Annotated in this window: 15 protein-coding genes; 10 read left to right on the plus strand and 5 right to left on the minus strand. The window is 66.7% G+C overall.

Features of this window, described 5'->3' with window-relative positions; all coding sequences use genetic code 11:
* The first annotated feature begins 79 nt into the window (after positions 1-79).
* Genes EEB18_RS01350 through EEB18_RS01360 form a run of 3 tightly spaced genes read left to right on the plus strand, consistent with a single transcriptional unit; the run spans position 80 to position 2,758 of the window.
* Entirely contained in the window at positions 80-820 is a 741-nt protein-coding gene (locus tag EEB18_RS01350) for an HAD family hydrolase (protein ID WP_187140350.1), read from the plus strand.
* 4 nt (positions 821-824) lie between these two features.
* On the plus strand, positions 825-1,979 hold the full coding sequence (locus tag EEB18_RS01355; protein ID WP_187140351.1) for a hypothetical protein: 1,155 nt from the start codon (positions 825-827) through the stop codon (positions 1,977-1,979).
* A complete protein-coding gene (locus EEB18_RS01360; protein ID WP_187140352.1) occupies positions 1,976-2,758 on the plus strand; it encodes an FkbM family methyltransferase in 783 nt (260 codons plus the stop codon). The genes EEB18_RS01355 and EEB18_RS01360 overlap by 4 nt, the downstream gene beginning before the upstream one ends.
* Here EEB18_RS01360 and chrA read toward each other — a convergent pair.
* Positions 2,753-3,940, minus strand: coding sequence for a chromate efflux transporter (chrA, locus tag EEB18_RS01365; RefSeq protein WP_187140353.1), 1,188 nt, complete (start codon positions 3,938-3,940; stop codon positions 2,753-2,755). The two genes, EEB18_RS01360 and chrA, sit on opposite strands and share 6 nt — an antisense overlap.
* Before the next feature lie 268 nt (positions 3,941-4,208).
* Here chrA and EEB18_RS01370 point away from each other — a divergent pair, with 268 nt between their 5' ends.
* Positions 4,209-5,309 carry an NADH:flavin oxidoreductase/NADH oxidase gene (locus tag EEB18_RS01370; protein ID WP_187140354.1) on the plus strand — a complete coding sequence of 367 codons (1,101 nt, stop codon included), beginning with the start codon at positions 4,209-4,211 and terminating at the stop codon, positions 5,307-5,309.
* On the opposite strand, the gene EEB18_RS01375 is transcribed toward EEB18_RS01370, so the two are convergent.
* A complete protein-coding gene (locus tag EEB18_RS01375; protein WP_187140355.1) occupies positions 5,306-6,088 on the minus strand; it encodes an SDR family NAD(P)-dependent oxidoreductase in 783 nt (260 codons plus the stop codon). The two genes, EEB18_RS01370 and EEB18_RS01375, sit on opposite strands and share 4 nt — an antisense overlap.
* A gap of 122 nt (positions 6,089-6,210) precedes the next feature.
* On the opposite strand from EEB18_RS01375, the gene EEB18_RS01380 reads away from it, so the two are divergent.
* A complete protein-coding gene (locus EEB18_RS01380; protein WP_187140356.1) occupies positions 6,211-6,972 on the plus strand; it encodes a ThuA domain-containing protein in 762 nt (253 codons plus the stop codon).
* 92 nt (positions 6,973-7,064) lie between these two features.
* Here EEB18_RS01380 and EEB18_RS01385 read toward each other — a convergent pair whose 3' ends face one another.
* The gene (locus EEB18_RS01385) at positions 7,065-8,702 is read right to left on the minus strand and encodes a GMC family oxidoreductase (protein ID WP_187140357.1); all 1,638 of its coding nucleotides are present in this window, start codon (positions 8,700-8,702) and stop codon (positions 7,065-7,067) included.
* 117 nt (positions 8,703-8,819) lie between these two features.
* Between EEB18_RS01385 and EEB18_RS01390 the strand changes: the two genes are divergently transcribed.
* The 5 genes from EEB18_RS01390 to EEB18_RS01410 all read left to right on the plus strand — a co-directional run bounded on the left by EEB18_RS01390 (position 8,820) and on the right by EEB18_RS01410 (position 15,984).
* Positions 8,820-9,569, plus strand: a complete 750-nt coding sequence (locus tag EEB18_RS01390) for a glucose 1-dehydrogenase (protein ID WP_187140358.1) — start codon at positions 8,820-8,822, stop codon at positions 9,567-9,569.
* The gene (locus tag EEB18_RS01395; RefSeq protein WP_187140359.1) at positions 9,569-10,282 is read left to right on the plus strand and encodes an SDR family NAD(P)-dependent oxidoreductase; all 714 of its coding nucleotides are present in this window, start codon (positions 9,569-9,571) and stop codon (positions 10,280-10,282) included. The genes EEB18_RS01390 and EEB18_RS01395 overlap by 1 nt, the downstream gene beginning before the upstream one ends.
* A 130-nt stretch (positions 10,283-10,412) precedes the next feature.
* On the plus strand, positions 10,413-12,806 hold the full coding sequence (locus EEB18_RS01400; protein ID WP_187140360.1) for a TonB-dependent receptor: 2,394 nt from the start codon (positions 10,413-10,415) through the stop codon (positions 12,804-12,806).
* Positions 12,807-12,917: 111 nt separating this feature from the next.
* Entirely contained in the window at positions 12,918-14,381 is a 1,464-nt protein-coding gene (locus tag EEB18_RS01405; protein WP_187140361.1) for a carotenoid oxygenase family protein, read from the plus strand.
* Positions 14,382-14,397: 16 nt separating this feature from the next.
* Complete coding sequence (locus EEB18_RS01410) at positions 14,398-15,984, plus strand: fatty acid--CoA ligase (RefSeq protein ID WP_187140362.1); 1,587 nt, start codon at positions 14,398-14,400, stop codon at positions 15,982-15,984.
* Positions 15,985-16,082: 98 nt separating this feature from the next.
* Here the strand turns inward: EEB18_RS01410 and EEB18_RS01415 are convergent, their stop codons facing one another.
* Both EEB18_RS01415 and EEB18_RS01420 read right to left on the minus strand, forming a co-directional pair.
* The gene (locus tag EEB18_RS01415; protein ID WP_187140363.1) at positions 16,083-16,895 is read right to left on the minus strand and encodes an SDR family NAD(P)-dependent oxidoreductase; all 813 of its coding nucleotides are present in this window, start codon (positions 16,893-16,895) and stop codon (positions 16,083-16,085) included.
* 10 nt (positions 16,896-16,905) lie between these two features.
* The gene (locus tag EEB18_RS01420) at positions 16,906-17,904 is read right to left on the minus strand and encodes an NADP-dependent oxidoreductase (RefSeq protein ID WP_187140364.1); all 999 of its coding nucleotides are present in this window, start codon (positions 17,902-17,904) and stop codon (positions 16,906-16,908) included.
* Positions 17,905-17,910 lie beyond the last annotated feature (6 nt).

The raw sequence follows: 17,910 nt of genomic DNA on the forward strand, positions 1-17,910 counted from the left end.
ACATGGCCAAAATCAAATCTTCGGCCCACCAAGGCGATAACCGCCGCCGCCATGGCTCGCTCCGGACAAGGAGCAGGACATGGGTCGGGCGGAAATGCATATCGCGGCGCGGACGCCGCAAGCCGTCATCGCGCCGGCCCCGGCCCTGCTGTCGGTCTTCGACCTCGACCGCACCCTCTCCATCCTGCCGACCTACACCCCCTTCCTCCTCTTCGCGGCGCGCACGCGCGCGCCGTGGCGGCTGTTGCTCGTGCCGCTGCTGCTGCCTCTCGCGCTGCTCTATGCGCTGAAGCTGCTGCCGCGTTGCCGGATGAAGCAGGCGATGCACCGGGTCGCGCTCGGCAGTGCGCTGCCCGAGCGCGAGGCCGCGCGCCTCGCCGACCTCTTCGCCCAGCACCTCGTCGCGCGCGGCCTCTATCGCCAGGGCCTCGCCCTGATCGAGCGCGAACGCGCCGCCGGCCGCCGCATCCTGCTCGCGACCGCGGCGCCGCATTTCTACACCGCCGCGCTCGCCCGCCGGCTCGGCATCGGCGATGTCGTCGCGACGGGCTCGTCGTGGCGCGACGGCCACCTCGTCCCCGCGATCACCGGCACCAACTGCTACGGCGCCGACAAATGCGCGATGGTTCAGGCTTTCCTCGCGCGCGCCGGCATCGCCCGCGACGCCGCGCATATCCGCTTCTTTTCGGACCACGCCTCCGACCTGCCGCTCTTCGACCTCTGCGACGAACCCGTCGCGGTGAACCCTTCGCCCCGGCTTGCCGCCATCGCCGCCGCGCGCGGCTGGCCGGTGCTCGACTGGCGCAAGCCCAAGGACTGACCCCATGCGCATCGGTTTCCTGTTCAACCACAGCGGCGGCCATCAGGTCGCCCACGCCCTCCCCGTCGCGCTGGCGCTCCGACGCCTGTCGAACCGCGCCGACATCCGCATCCTCGTCTCCGCGGGCAGCGAAGCCGAGGTGACCCGCCTCGTCGATCGCGAAGCGGGACCGCGCCCCGACATCGTCCGCCTGCGCCCGGCATCGCGCCTCGCCGGTACCGCGCAGCGCGCGACAGGCGGTGCGGTGCCCGCCGACACGCTGTCGGTGCTGCGCCGCAACCTCAACCATTTCCGCGACCTCGACGCGCTCGTCGTCCCCGAAAAAACCTCGCTGCTGCTCAAGACGCATTTCGGGCTCGACAATCTCAAGCTGGTCCACACCCGCCACGGCGCCGGTGACCGCGCGATCGGCTTCGACAAGGCGAGCGGCAAGTTCGACCTCGTGCTGATGTCGGGCGCGAAGATCCGCGACCGGCTGGCCGACGCCGGACTGCTGCGCGAGGACGGCCATGCGATCGTCGGCTATCCCAAATTCGACCTGCCGCCGCGCAACCCGCGCCCGCGGCTGTTCGTCAAGGACCGGCCGACCGTCCTCTATAATCCGCACCCTTCGCCCGCGCTGTCCAGTTGGTACCGCATGGGGCCGCAGATCCTCGACTGGTTCGCGCGGAGCAACCAGTATAACCTGATCTTCGCGCCGCACGTCATGCTGTTCCAAAAACGGGTGACCGCGTCGCTGTCTCCCTTCGCGCTCGGCTGGAACCGGCTGCCCGATCCCGCGCATTACGACCGCGACCATATGCTGATCGACACCGGCAGCCCGGCCAGCCTCGACATGACCTATACCGACGCCGCCGACATCTACCTCGGCGACGCGAGCAGCCAGGTTTATGAGTTTCTCCGCCGCCCGCGCCCCTGCGTCTTCCTCAACCCGCGCGGCCACGCCTGGCGCGGCAATCAGGATTTCGCGCATTGGCAGGCAGGTCCGGTGGTCGAGACGCTCGAGGATTTCGCCGCCGCCTTCGAAGAGGTGCCGTTGCTCGACCCCGCCGACCGCCAACGCCAGCGCGACCAGTTCGCTTACAGCTTCGACCTCGACGCGCGCCCGTCGTCCGAGCGTGCAGCGACCGCAATCCTCGATTTCATGGGGCGCGCATGACCGGCCTCGTCGCCCCCTCGCCCGTCGGCGCTTTCATCGAATATGGCCTGTTCAAGACGCTCGCCAAATGGCGCGCCCGGCTGTTGTCGGCGCTCCGCCGCACCGCTGCCGACCCGGTGCGCACCCGCTACGGCGTGCTGATGCGCGCCAACTGGCGCGACCGCACCTTCCAATATTGCTATCACGCCACCTATGGGCGCGTCCTTGCCGACTATCTGGCGGACCAGCGCCGCCCCTTTTCTTTCGTCGACATCGGCGCCAACCAGGGGCTCTACAGCCTGATCGCCGCCGCCAATCCGCATTGCCGCACGGTCACCGCCTTCGAACCCGTCGCCGCGACGTTCGCGCGGCTGGCCGACAATATCGCGCTCAACGGCGACAGCGAAAAAGTGTGCGCCGTCGATGCCGCGGTCTCGCTCGAATCCGGCACCGCGACGATCGCCACCGACGCCGCGCACAGCGGCACGGCCAGCCTGCGCCACGGCGGCGCGGGCGGCGAAACGATCCGCATCCTCGGCATCGCCGATGTCGACGCGGCAATCGACGAACGTTTCCCGCTGGTCGTCAAGGTCGACGTCGAGGGACATGAGGAAACCGTGATCGAAGCCCTGGCGGCCTCGACGCACCTGCCGCGCATCGCCGCGATCTTCTATGAGGTCGACCGCCGCTGGACCGACGCGGCGGCGATCGAGGCCCGGCTGCGCGGCGCGGGCTTTGCTCGCTTCACCCGCTATGGCTTCGGGCGGCACTATGACGTGCTGGCGGAGCGCGCCTCATAGGCCCAGCAGCCAGCCCGCGACCCCACCCGCCAGCACCAGCGCCGGGATCACGAACTTGCCCTTCAATTTCCACACCAGAACCAGCGCGACCGCGAAGATCAGCACCGGCGCCACGAACCCCGACGCGCGTTCGGCGGTCGACCAGCCGAGCTGGACCAGCGTCGCCGCGATGACCCCGACGACCGCCGCCGCAACGCCCGCCAGCACGCGGTGCAGCGCCGGATGTTCGACCACCGCCTCCAGCCGCTCGAAAAAGATCATCGAGAAGGCGAAGGCGGGAAGGAACATGCCGATTGTGATCGCGATCGCGCCGCTGAACCCGCCGGCGACATAGCCTGCGAAGGTCGCGAAGATGACGAGCGGCGCGGGCAGAATGCCCGCCAGCGCGACGCCGTCGAGGAACGAACCGTCGGACAGCCAGCCGCGCCCGACCGTATCGGCGCGCACATAGGGAATGGCGGTATAGGCGCCGCCGAAGGTCAGCAGCCCGCCCTTCAGCCCCGCGATGAACAGGGCGAGCGTCGTCGCCGGACCCGCCGCCGCCACATTTGCTGCAGGGTGGAAGCCGTTCGATGCCGGGATCAGCCACGTCAGAGCCGCCGCCGCGACAAGCACCGTCGCGGCAAGCGTTTTGCGCGCCGACAAGGCATAGACCAGCCCGCCGGCCAGCAGCGGAATCCAGAACGGCACCCCGGCGAGCGTCGCGGCAAAACTGACCCCCGCGATGATCCAGAGCGGCATATCCTCGAGGATATGACTGCCGATCCTTTGCACCGCGCGCAGGATGATCGCGAGCACGACGACCTGGACACCGAAAAAGATGCTCGCCGTCCCCGGCTGGCCGACGATCCAGCTGTCGTAGAGCCAGGCGGCGAGCAGCATCAGGAAGAAACCCGGCAGCATGAACCCCAGTCCCGCGAGCAGCCCGCCGATCCGCCCGCGCGCGACCATGCCGAGATGGACGCACAGTTCATGCGCCTCGGGCCCGGGCAGGACCTGCATCACCGCGAGCAGCCGGTTGAAACGCGTCGAGGAGATCCAGCGCTCCTCCTCGACAAGCGCCTGGCGCACCATCGCGATCTGCGCGACCGGCCCGCCGAATGCGAGGAAGCCGAAGCGCAGGAACTTCAGAAACAGCCGGAAAAGTCCGAGCGAAGGGGGAGAAGGTTCGAGATTCGTCATGCCAAGCGCGCTCCTGCCGCGAAATGCGGCCCGTGGAGCGGAACTTGGGCGGCGAGCCGCCTGGACGGGCGTCCGCGTTTGCCCGTTCGCTTCCTTTATCACGGCGTTCCGTGAAGGAAATATAGTCTTGCTATCGCGGCTGCGAGTTTGGCTTTGGTTTGGGCTGGGGCTTGCCCTCCCTGCAGCCGAAGATACTCGGCAAATTGACCATGGGTCCCGCCGGATTTTCGTTTAGAGCATCCCATCTCATCATCAGCGGGAGGCGATCTTGGCCCATTTGTTCACCCCGATCGACATCGGCGCGCTGTCGCTGTCCAACCGCATCGTCATCGCGCCGATGTGCCAATATTCGGCCGAGGATGGCTGCATGACCGACTGGCATCTGATCCACCTCGGCCAGCTCGCGATGTCGGGCGCCGGCGCGCTGACGATCGAGGCGACCGCGGTGACGCCCGAAGGGCGGATCAGCTACGCCGACGTCGGCCTCTATGACGACGCGACCGAAGCCGCGATGGCGCGGGTGCTGACGTCGATCCGCCGCTTTTCCAACATCCCCGTCGCGATCCAGCTTGCCCACGCCGGGCGCAAGGCGAGCACCGCGAAGCCATGGGACGGCGGCGGCCAGATCGCCCCCGGCGATGCGAACGGCTGGCAAACGCTCGCGCCATCGGCGATCCCCTTCCTCGACCCGGAGAATGCGCCCGTCGCGCTCGACCAGCCCGGTCTCGACCGCATCCGCACCGCCTTTGCCGACGCCGCGCGGCGTTCGGCCCGGCTCGGGATCGACGCCGTGCAACTCCACGCCGCGCACGGCTATCTGCTCCACCAGTTCCTGTCGCCGCTGTCGAACCGGCGCGACGATTCCTATGGCGGCAGCCTCGAAAACCGGATGCGCTTCCCGCTCGAAATCTTCGACGCCGTGCGCGGGGCTTTCGCGGGGCCGGTCACCGTCCGCGTGTCGGGGACCGACTGGGTCGACGGCGGCTGGACGATCGAGGAAACGATCGCCTTCGCACGCGCCCTCGAAGCGCGCGGCTGCGCGGCGATCAACGTGTCGAGCGGCGGACTGCACCCGGCGCAGCAAATCGCGCTGTCGCCGGGGTATCAGGTCCCGCTCGCGCGCCGGGTCAAGGATGCGGTCGCGATGCCGGTGATCGCGGTCGGGCTGATCACCGACGCCGCGCAGGCCGAGGCGATCGTCGCGAACGGCGACGCCGACATGGTCGCGATCGCCCGCGCCGCGCTCTACGACCCGCGCTGGCCCTGGCACGCCGCCGCCGCGCTGGGCGCGACGATCGCGGTGCCGCCGCAATATGAACGCAGCGAACCGCGCGAGCATCGCGGGCTGTACCGGATCGAGCGGGGTTAAACCCCCATCATGCCCGCGGTGGTCGCGCCGTCGATGACATAGTCGGCGCCCGAGATGAAACCCGCCTCGTCGCTCGCGAGGAACGCGACGAGCGCGCTCACCTCATCGAGCTGCGCCATGCGCTTCATCGGCGCCATGCCCTCGAATGCCGCGCGCGCGGCGGCGGGGTCGGGCGAACGGTCGATGACGCCGCGGATCATGTCGGTTTCGACGACGCCCGGCAGGACCGCGTTGACGCGAATCTTGTATCCCTTGCCCGCGCAATGGATCGCCGCCGATTTGACGAGCGCGACGACCGCGGCCTTGGTCACCGAGTAAGCGGCATAATTGCCCATCGCGCGGTGGGCGTTCATCGACGAATTGACGATGATCGATCCTGCCGCGCCGCCGGGATTCCGCGCCATCGCGCGAATCGCGTGCTGGACGGTCAGCATCACCCCGGTCTGGTTGACCGCGACGATATGGTTCCACGCGGCGATGTCGATATCCTCGACGCTCGCGTCGCCCGCCTCGATCCCGGCATTGGCGAAGGCGATGTCGAGCCGGCCATATTCGGCCTCAATATCGGCCATCAGCGCGGGCCATGCGCTCGCATCCTCGACGCGGTGCGCGCAGAAGGTCGCGCCGGTTTCGGCGACGATCGCCGCCGCCGCTTCGGCGTTCGAGCCGGTGAAGACGACGCGCGCGCCCTCCTCCACCAGCCGCCGCACCGTCGCCGCCCCAATCCCGCTCGTCCCGCCGGTGACCAAAGCGACCTTGTCGCGCAGTCGTTGCTGCATCGCGCCTCTCCTCTCTTCGCCTTCTTGCCAGTTTCGCCCGCGACAGGAACCTATCAATACAGCAAGGTGACGGGCCGCCGCGCGGCTCGCATGATGGAAGCATAAACAGGAGAGGACCGACGATGAGCGACAGCGAACATCCGCCCCGCATCGATTGCGTGCTGATCTGCGGCGGCGTGTGGCACGACATGGATTTCGCGCGGCTCGAGCTGCTCAAGCTGCTCGCCGAGGATCCGCGCATCCGCACCCGGGTGTTCGAAAATTACGACAATATCGCCGCGATCGAGGCCGCCAATATCCTCATCACCTATACCTGCGACGTCACCCCGTCGCTGCCGGCGCAGGAGGCGCTGCGCGACTGGCTGAAGCGCGGCGGACGCTGGTATGCGCTGCACGGCACCAATTCGATCCTGCGGCTGCTCGATACCGGCGTCTGGGACGCGCCGCGCTGGGCGCCGTTGATGATGGATTTGCTGGGCTCGCAGTTCATCACCCATCCGGCGATCGAACCCTATACGGTGCGCGTCGCCGATCCCGATCATGCGCTGACCAAAGGCATCGAGCCCTTCGAGACGACCGACGAGCTCTATCACCTCGAAACCCATGGCGACCTGCACGTGCTGCTCGACACCGAGTGTAGCGGGCCGGGCACCGGCTTCGTCGAGGCCGCCGATGCGCCGGGAACCTATCCGGTCTTCTACATCAAGCAACATGGCGCGGGCGCGGTGCTGTACCTCACGCTCGGCCATTGCCGGGGGCATTACGACCTGCAGCCGATGATGGACTGGTGGCCGACGGTCGATCGCTGCGCGTGGGACCTGGCGGTCTTCTACGACCTGCTGCGCCGCGGGATCGGTTGGCTGAAAGAGCGCGAGAGCGTTTGAGGCTCAACCACTTCGTCATTGCGAGCGCAGCGAAGCAATCCAGAGTTGCGTAAACCGCTCTGGATTGCTTCGCTGCGCTCGCGATGACGGGTCTAAGCCACCGCCCGCAATCGCCGCCGATCATCGTGGATCAGCCCCGCCGCGCGGAGTGCCAGCGCCATCGCGGGGGCGTTGGTGTTGCCGGTCACCGGCGACGGCATCACCGAACAGTCGACGACCCGCAGACCCCCGACGCCGTTGACCCGCAGCCGCGCGTCGGTGACCGCGCGATTGTCGCTGCCCATCCGGCACGTACCGACCCCGTGCAGCCCGCAGGTCGCGAGCCGGCGGAAGGCGGCGAGGATTTCAGCGTCGCTCTGCACCGCCGCACCGGGCAGCAGTTCGCGCTCGACCAGATCGGCGAGCGCGGGCTGCGCCATATAGCGTCGCATCGCATGGACCGCCGCGATTGCCGTTCGCTCATCTTCCTTGGTCGATAGCCAGTTGGGCTTGATATCGGGCGCGGCATCGCTGCCGGGACCGGCGATCAGGATGCTGCCCTCGCTGGTCAGCCGCAGCAACTGGCCATAAATGGTCATCCCCGGCTTGCGGTCGATGGTGCTGAGCGGCACCGGATGCTTGTCGTCGCCGAGCGCGAAGGTGTAGCCGCCAAGATAGAGCTGCAAATCGGGCCGGCCGTCGCGGCTGGTCAGGTTGAGGAAGGCGCCGACCTCGAACGGCCCGGTCGCCATGATGCCGCCGCGCGTCAGCAGATATTGTGCCATCGCCCGCGCCAGGCCGAGGCCGTAAAAGCTGCGGTTGCTGCCCACGTCGCGCGACAGCCGGTGCGGCATGCTGAACCCCAGATGTTCGCGCAGCCGTCCGCCCACGTCGGGCGAATCGAACACCGGCTCGACCCCCGCGGCGCGCAGCACGTCGGCGTGACCGATCCCCGACCGCTGCAGCAGCAACGGACTTTCGAGCGTCCCGCCACAGACGATGACCTCGCCGCCGCAATCGAAGCGGCGCGGTTGACCCGCAACCTTCGCCTCCACGCCCGTCACGCGTCCATTCTCGACGACCAGCCGCTCGGCCATGGCATGCGTCACGACATGCAGGTTCGGCCGCTTCTTCGCCCGCGCGAGGAAAGTCGTCGCCGCACTCTCACGGCGCCCGCGCCGGACATTGTGCGCGTAAAAGCCGACGCGGTCGGACGTCGACGCATTGAGGTCGTCGACCGGCTTCAACCCCATCTCCATCCCCGCCTGCACCATCGTCTCGGCGAGCGGATAGCTGTGGATCTTCGGCGCGACCCCGACCGGGCCACCCTGCCCGCGCATTTCGCTCGCGCCCAGCCCATGGTCCTCAAGGCTGCGAAAGGCGTCGGTCATCGCGGCGCCGGTCCAGCCGGTGCATCCGAGTTTTTCCCATTCGTCATAGTCGGCGGGCTCGCCGCGGCTCCAGATCATGCCGTTGACCGCCGACGATCCGCCCAGCCCCTTGCCGCGGATCCATACCTCGCCCGGCGCGCCGCCGTCGCCACGTGGCTGCGACACGCCATAAGCCCAGATATGGTCGGGATTGGTGACGAGCTTCGCCACCCCCTTCGGGATCGCGACCCAGCGGCTGTCGTTGCGGCCGCCAGCTTCGAGCAGCAGCACGCGGACGTCGGGATCGGCGCTCAATTGTTCGGCCATCACGCAGCCCGCCGATCCCGCGCCGACGACGATGTAATCCCAGCTTTCCGCCATGGCGCCTCTCCTCGCATCCGACCTGACAGCGGCGCGGCACGCTCGCACCTAGCGCAATAAATAGTCCCCTCGGGTCGCCGGCGGCATGATAGTGCCCGCATAAACAGGGAGGATGGCATGGCAGAGGATCGCGGGCGGATCGCCGGCAAGACGGCGTTCGTCACCGGCGGCGCATCGGGGCTGGGTCTCGACATCGTCCGCCGCTTCGTCGCCGAAGGCGCCAGCGTCGTGATCGCCGACATCGACGCCGCCGCGGGCGAGGCGCTCGCCGCCGAACTCGGCCAGCGTTTCGTGAAACTCGACGTGTCGAACGAAGGGGAATGGCTCGCCGCGCTCGGCCCCTGCGACCAGATCGACATCCTCGTCAACAATGCCGGCATCACCACCATGGGTTCGATCGAGGACCTGACGCTCGCGGCCTTTCGCCACGAATTCGCCATCGATGTCGACGGCGTCTTCCTCGGCTGCAAACACATCATTCCGAAGATGAAGGATCATGGCGGGTCGGTGATCAACATGTCGTCGATGTGCGGGGTGCGGGCGCAGGCCGACCTAGCCGGCTATAATGCGGCCAAGGCGGCGGTCACCCACCTCACCAAGTCGGTCGCGCTCCATTATGCCGCCAAAGGCTATGGCATCCGCTGCAACTCGGTGCATCCGGGAGCGATCCACACCGCGATGATCGACAAGGTGATGGCTCAAGTCGACGACCCCGAAGCGCTCTACGCCGGTTTCGTCGCCACACATCCCGTCGGCAGGCTTGGCAAGCCCGAAGAAGTCTCGTCGATCGTCCTCTATCTCGCTTCCGACGAGTCCGCCTTTGCGACCGGCGCCGAATTTCGCATCGACGGCGGCAGTTCTCTCTGATGGCGGGGCGCCTGGAAGGCCGCACCGCGCTCGTTACCGGCGCCGGATCGGGGATCGGGCGGGCGATCGCCCGGCGCCTCGCCGCCGACGGCGCGCGGGTGCTGACGACCGACCGCGCCGGCGAGGTCGACATCGTCGCCGATGTCACCGATCCGGGCGCCAACGCGCATTTCATTGCCGAAGCCGAAGCGCGTTTCGGCGGGCTCGACATCCTGATCCCCTGCGCGGGCATCACCGGCATGCAGCCGCTCGACGATCACAGCGACGATTTTTTCGACCAGATGATGGCGGTCAACGTCACCGCGGTGTTCCGGCTCGTCCGCGACGCATTGCCGCTGCTCAAACGCTCGCCGCACGGCCGGATCATCCTGATCGGGTCGGTGATGTCGAGTTTCGGCGAGGCGGGAATGACCGCCTACGGCGCGTCGAAACATGCGGTGCTGGGCATGACCAAATCGATCGCCGCCGAGGTCGGTGCCCATGGCATCACCGCCAACTGCATCCAGCCCGGCGCGATCGATACGCCGATGACCGCGCCCGCCTTTGGCGCCGTGCCCGCGTTCAAGCAGCACTGGATCGACAAGGCGGCGCTCGGGCGGCTTGGCCAGCCCGAAGATATTGCCGACGTCGCCGCGTTTCTGGCCTCCGACGACGCGCGTTTCATGTCGGGCCACGGGCTGTTTGTCGACGGAGGGTCGACACAAAGAACCTGAATTCAACGCGTTGACCGCCTTTGCGGGACGCCTGATATTTTTGATGATTGTTCAAACCCGGCATAAAGCGGACCTTGCCTTCCAACGTGACCGACGAGCCTATGCGGCGGCACGAGAGGGAGGAAATCCGATGTCCACGCATGCCCGAATGCTGCCCGCCGTCTACGCGACCGTGTCGCTCGCTGCACTTGCCATCGCCACGCCGGCGTTCGCGCAGGACGCCCCCGCCACCGACGACAGCGGCGGCGCGCTCCGCGAAATCGTCGTCACCGCGCAGAAGCGCTCCGAAAGCGTCCAGTCGATCCCGATCGCGGTCACCGCGCTCGACCAGACCGCGCTCGAATCGGCGACGATCGACGACATCCGCGACATCGCCGGCCGCGTTCCCAGTCTCGTCGTCGACTCGGTCGGCGCCGGGCCGAGCGCCGCCGCCATCTCGATCCGCGGCATCAGCTTCGAGGATATCGAGAAGAGCTTCGACCCCGCGGTCGGCGTCGTCGTCGACGGCGTCTTCATCGGCACCAACACCGGCCAGCTGCTCGACAGTTTCGACCTCGAACGCCTCGAAGTGCTGCGCGGTCCACAGGGCACGCTGTTCGGCCGCAACACCATCGGCGGCGTGATCAACGTCACCCGCACCAAACCGACCGACGATTTCGGCGTGCGCGGCCAGTTCGGCTATAGCCGCTTCGATACCAAGCGGGGGCGCCTGGTGGTCAACACCGGGACCCTCGGCGGCTTCATCGCGCTCAAGGCGTTCGGCTATTACGACAAGACCGACGGCTATTATTACAACGTCACCAAGGGCCGCCGCGAGGGCAAATATGAAACGCTGACCGGCGGCGTCACCGCGCTGATCACCCCCAGCGACGCGATCACCGCGCAGGTCACCTATCAGCACAGCCGCGAGCGCGGCGAAACGATCGCCGCGGCGCTGTCCGAAACCCGCCGCGACGTGATTTGCGCCGCGCCAGGTGCACCGGGCTTTTCGCCGCTGACCGAGTGCAACCGCTCGTTGCTGCCCAACCGCGGTCTGTATACGACCTTCAGCAACATCGACGCGCCGGTTCGCAACGATGTCGACAGCATCACCGGCAATATCGACATCGACCTCAGCGACGCCATCACCCTTTCCTCGGTGACCGGCTATATCAAGAACAAGGAGTCGGTGACGCAGGATTTCGACGGCAGCTCGGCGAATTTCTTCGAAACCAAGCGCAACCAGAAATATCACCAGTTCAGCCAGGAGCTTCGCCTGCTGGCCGATTTCGACATGGTGAACCTGCTCGTCGGCGGCTATTATTTCGACAGCGGCTACACGCTCGACCAGTCGACGAACTTCGGCGTCGTGCTCGGTGGCGGATCGACGGCGGTGCTGCGCCAATATGTCGATCATAGCGCACGATCCTACGCCGGCTTCGCCGACGCGCAGATCAAGCTCAGCGACCAGTTCAAAGTGTCGCTCGGCGCCCGTTATACCGATGACAAAAAGACGATCTTCAACAATTACGGCCGCATCGGCGCGCTCGTCCGGATCACCCAGCCGACCTTCGACGGCACGACATGCGTCGCGGTGACCGGCACGATCAGCCCTGCGCCGGGGGTCGTCCTGCCCGCCTATAGCCCCGCCAACAATTGTTCGGGCAGCGACAGCTTCGGCAAGTTCACCTGGCGCGCCAATGCCGAATATACCTTCGAACCCGGCAAGCTCGCCTATGCCTCCTTCTCGCGCGGTTTCCGCTCGGGCGGCTTCAACGGCCGCGCGGCGTCGCCGACCTCGCTCGGGCCGTACCAGCCCGAAACGGTCGACGCCTATGAGGTCGGGCTGAAGGCCGACTGGCTCGACCGCACGCTGCGCACCAACCTCGCCTTCTACTACACCAAATATGACAACAAGCAGGAAGAGGTCGTCCAGCCCTCGCCGCCGGGATCGTCTAGCCCGCAGGAAACCGTGGTGCGCAACGCGTCGTCGGCCGACATCAAGGGGTTCGAGGCCGAGATCATCGCGCAAATGTCCGACGCGTTCAGCTTCAACGCTTCGTTCAGCTACACCGACGCCAATTACAAGAATTTCTTCAACGATGTCGTCGGCCTGACCCCGGGCAGCGCGCAGGATGGCATCCCCGACGACGTCTCGACGCTGACGCTGCGCCGCGCGCCCAAATTCGCATGGTCGGCGGGGCTGAACTACAGCAAGGAGATCGGGTCGGGCCGCTTCGACGCCTCGACGCTGCTGCGGTACCAGAGCAAATATGCCACCTGCATCGCGCCCAACAAGCCGATCACCCCCGGCGCGGTCACCAACGACAACCGCTGCTTCACCGAGGACCGCGAAAACCTGTCGGCGCAGATCGGTTATACCTTCCTGCTCGGCGACGATCGCGAGGTCAGCATGTCGCTGTTCGGGCGCAACCTGACCAACCACAAGGGGCTGTCATCGACCCTGCCGGTCGCCGGGCTCTTCACCTTCGGCGCGGCGCAGCAACCGCGCACCTATGGGGTCGAACTGGGCTTCCGTTTCTGACGGATTGAAACTTCCCGCCCCGGGCACGACGGGAAGAAAGGGGGAGCAAGGGGCGGCGCGTTGCACCGCCCCTTGTTCGATCAAGCCCAGCGAACCGCACAAGGACCAGCGATGACCCAGGCCTTTTTCGACCATCCCTATCTGTCAGGACACCACCAGCCGGTGCGGTTCGAGGGCACCGCCCCCGACCTGATCGTCGAGGGCGAGATTCCGGCCGACCTCGTCGGCGTCTTCTATCGCAACGGCCCCGAGCCGCTCTATCCGACGCGCGAGGGCGAGTATCACTGGTTCGACGGCGACGGCATGGTCTATGCCTTCCACATCGAAGGCGGCCGCGCGGCGATGCTCAACCGCTGGGTGCGGACCGAGAAATTCGAGCTGGAGAAAGCGGCGGGCAAGCGCCTGTTCGGGCTGTTCGGCAACCCGATGACCGCCGATCCCTCGGTCGCCGGCAAGCGCTACAACACCGCCAACACCAACATCATCGTCCATGGCGGCAAGCTGCTCGCGCTGATGGAAGGCGCGCCGGCGGTCCAACTCGACCCGCGCACGCTCGAGACTTTGGGCGAGGAACATTATGGCGGGACGATCACCACCACCTTCTCCGCCCATCCCAAGATCGACCATTTTACCGGCGAACTGATCAACATCGGCATGGCGATCAATGGCCCGATGGGCGCCCCGCAAATGCGCTACGACGTGATCGCCGCCGATGGCAGCGTCCGCAGGGCCGAAGTCATCGACATGCCGCACAACGCGCTGATGCACACCTTTTTCCTGACCGAAAACTGGGTCGTTTTCCCGGTCATTCCGATCGACGCCGACTTGGGTCGCTTCATGAAGGGCGGCCCGATGACCGCCTGGGTCAACGGCCGTCCGACAAAATTCGGGGTGATGCCGCGCGAAGGCAGCGCTAGCGATATCCGATGGTTCGACTATGAACCGCGCCACATGTTCCACGAACTCAACGTCTGGGAACAGGACGGCAAGATCGTCGCCGATGTCGCCGCCGCCAACGGCACCGCGCTCTTCCCCGATGAGACGGGTGTGAAAAGGACGCATGGCGACACACAGCAGAGCCTGCGCCGCTGGACGATCGATCCGGGCACCAACGGCAACGGCACCTGGATCAAGGAAGAAACGCTCAACGACCGCGACATCCAGTTCCCGCGCCCCGACGACCGCTTCATGACGCGCGCCTCGCGCCACAGCTTCGCCAACATCAACTTGAACAGCCGCGACGGCCGCGCCGAGGGAATGGACGGTGTGCTGCGGTTCGACACGGTGAGCGGCCAGGAAGACTATTATCATTTCGGCAACGGCGCCTCGTGCGGCGAGATGATCTTCGCGCCCAGGGTCGGCGCGCAAGGCGAGGGCGACGGTTATGCGATGACGCTCGTCCACCGCGCCGGCGCCGCGACGAGCGAACTCGCGATCTTCGACGCGCTCGACATCGCGGCGGGTCCGGTCGCGATGGTGCAGATACCGTTCCGCGTCCCGTCGGGTTTCCATTGCAATTTCTACGCGGCTGACTCCATGCTCTACCGGCAGGCGCTCGGCGAAGGGCGCGCATAAAGGGAGCGGGACAAAGGTGACGCAAAAGGTCGCAGCATTCGAGCGCGTCGCCGACGTCGCGCGGCGGAACGGGCGCGAACGCCCCGACAAGATTCTCTTCCATTTCGAAGGCCGCACAACGCGCTACGCCGACTTCGACGCGAACAGCAACCGCGCCGCGAACGGCCTGATCGCGCTTGGGCTGAAACCCGACGACCGCGTCGCCTATCTCGGCAAGAACAGCGACCTCTATTTCGAAGCGGTGATGGCGGTGGCCAAGGCCGGCGGCGTGATGACTCCGGTCAACTGGCGCCTCGCGGTGCCCGAGATCGCGTGGATCATCGCCGATTGCGACGCGCGTTTCCTGCTGGTCGGCCCCGAATTCACCGATCTGGTCGCGACAAACCGGGATACTTTTCCCGGCATCGACCATGTCATCGCGACCGAAGGCGCGGCGAGCGGCTTCGCCGACTACCGCAGCTGGCGCGATGGCTTTCCCGACACCGACCCCGATATCGCGCGCGGCGAAAGTGACGCGGTGATCCAGATGTACACCTCGGGCACCACTGGCAAGCCCAAGGGCGCGGTGCTCACGAACGGGTCGGTGCTGCGCTCGAAGCTCGACCGCGACCCCGCGCTTCAGGCCGATTGGGAGCGCTGGGACGAAGACGACGTCGGGCTCGTCGCCATGCCCAGCTTCCATATCGGCGGCACCGGTTACGGCATCACCGTGATGACCAATGGCGCCACCGGCGTCATCACCCGCGAATTCGACCCCGGCGGGGTGCTCGACCTGATCGAGGCGCATGGCATCTCGAAAATCTTCATGGTCCCCGCGGCGATGCAGATCATCGTCAATCAGCCGCGTGCGCGCGAGGTCGATTTCTCGCGCCTCCGCCACATCTCCTATGGCGCCTCGCCGATCCCGCTCGACCTGCTGCGCCAGTGTATCGACATCTTCCAGTGCGGCTTCGTCCAGATGTACGGGATGACAGAGACGTCGGGGACGATCGCGGCGCTGCCGCCCGAGGATCACGACCCGGCGGGCAACGAACGGATGCGCTCGGTCGGCAAGCCGCTGCGCGGGGTCGAAATGCGGGTGATCGACGGCAGCGGCAACGCCCTGCCCCCGCGCGAAATCGGCGAAATCGCGATCCGGGCGCAGGCCAACATGCGCGAATATTGGGGCCGGCCCGAGGCGACGGCGGAGACGATCGACGGTGACGGCTGGCTGCGCACCGGCGACGCCGGCTACACCGACGAGGACGGCTATTTCTACCTCCACGACCGGGTCAAGGACATGATCATCTCGGGCGGCGAAAATGTCTATCCGGCCGAGGTCGAGAATGCGATCTACGGCCACCCCGCCGTCGCCGACGTCGCGGTTGTCGGCGTCCCCGACGAAAAATGGGGCGAGGCGGTGAAGGCATGCGTCGTGCTGAAGGACGGCGAGACCGCCGACGCCGCCGAGATCATCACCTGGGCGCGGACACGGATCGCGGGTTACAAATGCCCCAAGTCGGTCGATTTCATCCCCGCGCTGCCGCGCAATCCGTCGGGCAAGATTTTGCGGCGCGAACTGCGCGCTCCCTATTGGGAAGGCCGCGAGCGGCAGATCGGATAGCGCACCCCATATCGTCGTCATTGCGAGCGCAGCGAAGCAATCCAGAGTTGCGTAAACCGCTCTGGATTGCTTCGCTGCGCTCGCAATGACGAAGCTTATTATTGCGCCTGCAACTTCGCCATCGCCGCACCCACCGCCGCAGCAATATCATGCTCCTGCGGATTCCCCCGCAAAGCCAGCCCGCCATTGGGCTGCAAATTCTCGCCGGTCACGAACGCCTCGTCGCTCGCCAGCCACAGGCACGCATTCGCCACATCCTGCGCCGTGTTGAGCCGCCCCAGCGGATAACGCGGCAGGAAAGCATCGACGAGCCCCGGGGTCGCGAACGCCCCCTCGGTCATCGGCGACTCGGTAAATGCCGGCGACACGATATTCGCGCGGATGCCCGCGGCGCCGAAATCATTGGCGACGCAGCGGATCAGCGCCTCCGACCCCGTCTTGGTGCCGATATAAGCGGCGTGATTGCCGATCGGCGATCGCGTCGTCGCCGACGAAATCTGGATGATCGACCCGCCGGTCGGATCGTTCGCCAGCATCGCGCCGACGAAGGCCTGGAGGAAATGATGCACCCCGGTGAACTGCAACGCGACGATGGCGTCCAGTTCCTCCTCGGTCACCTCGAGCAGCGGCTTGAGTAGCCCCCAGCCGCTCGCGTTCATCGCGATGTCGATCCCGCCCATCGCCGCCTTCGCCGCATCGGCGAGCGCAAAGACCGACGCCTTGTCGGTGATGTCACACAGCGCGGCGTGACCGCCGATCTCGGCCGCCAGCGCGTCGAGGGGTTCCCGCTTACGCCCCGCGACCATCACCGTCGCGCCTTCGCGCGCGAACAGCCGCGCGGTCACCTGCGCCATATTGCCCGTCGATGCGGCGCCGATGATGACGGCGCGTTTGCCTGCCAGCCTGCCCATGTCGTTCTCCTCAGAGTTTCAAGAGTTGCTTGCCGCGGTTCTGGCCGCTGAACAGGCGTTTCAGCGTCGCGGGCGCATTTTCGAACCCGTGCTGCACATCCTCGCGGTAATTCAGCCGGCCATCGAGCACGAAGCCCTCGAGCCGCTTGCGGATCTCCGGAAACTCGGCTGCCCAGTCGAGCACGATGAACCCCGCCATCGATCCGCGGCGGAAGATCAGGTTGAAGTAATTCTGCGGCCCCGCGGGCAGCGATCCGCTCTCGTACCGGCTGATCCCGCCGCACACCGCGACCCGCGCGCCGGTTGCGATCTCGCCGAGCATGTCGTTCAAAATCGCGCCGCCGACATTGTCGAAGATCACGTTGACGCCGCCGGGGCAAAGCTCCTTGATCTGCTTTCGAACATTACCCGCCTTGTAATCGATCGCGGCGTCATAGCCCGCTTCCTCGACAAGCCAGCGACACTTGTCCTCGCCCCCCGCGATGCCGACCGCGCGGCACCCGGCGATCTTCGCGAGTTGGCCGACCACCGATCCCGTCGCCCCCGCCGCGCCGGACACGAGCACCGTATCGCCCGCGACCGGACGCCCGACCTTGAACAGCCCGCAATAGGCGGTGACGCCCGTGGTACCGAGCACCGACAGCATCGCGGTCGGCGGCAACGCGGTGTCGATCTTCACCAGCCCGTCGCCGTTCGAGACATGCCATTCGGTCCAGCCGGTCGAGCCCATCACCAGGTCGCCGGCGGCGAAACCCGGATGACGGCTCTCGACGACTTCGCTGATCCCGCTTCCGCGCATGACGTCGCCGATCGCCATCGGCGCGACATAGTCGGCGATATTTTCCATCCACCCCTTCTGCGCCGGGTCGAAGCCGAGGTAGAGTGTCTTGAGCAACAATTCGCCGTCGCCGGGCGCACCGACCTCCTTTTCGGCCAGCACGAAATCGCCGTCCTCGATCCCGCGTCCGCGCGGATGTCCGTTGAGCAGCCATTGGCGCGATGTCGGCATCGATAC

The organism is Sphingopyxis sp. OPL5 (assembly GCF_003797775.2).
In the GTDB taxonomy this organism is placed as follows: domain Bacteria; phylum Pseudomonadota; class Alphaproteobacteria; order Sphingomonadales; family Sphingomonadaceae; genus Sphingopyxis.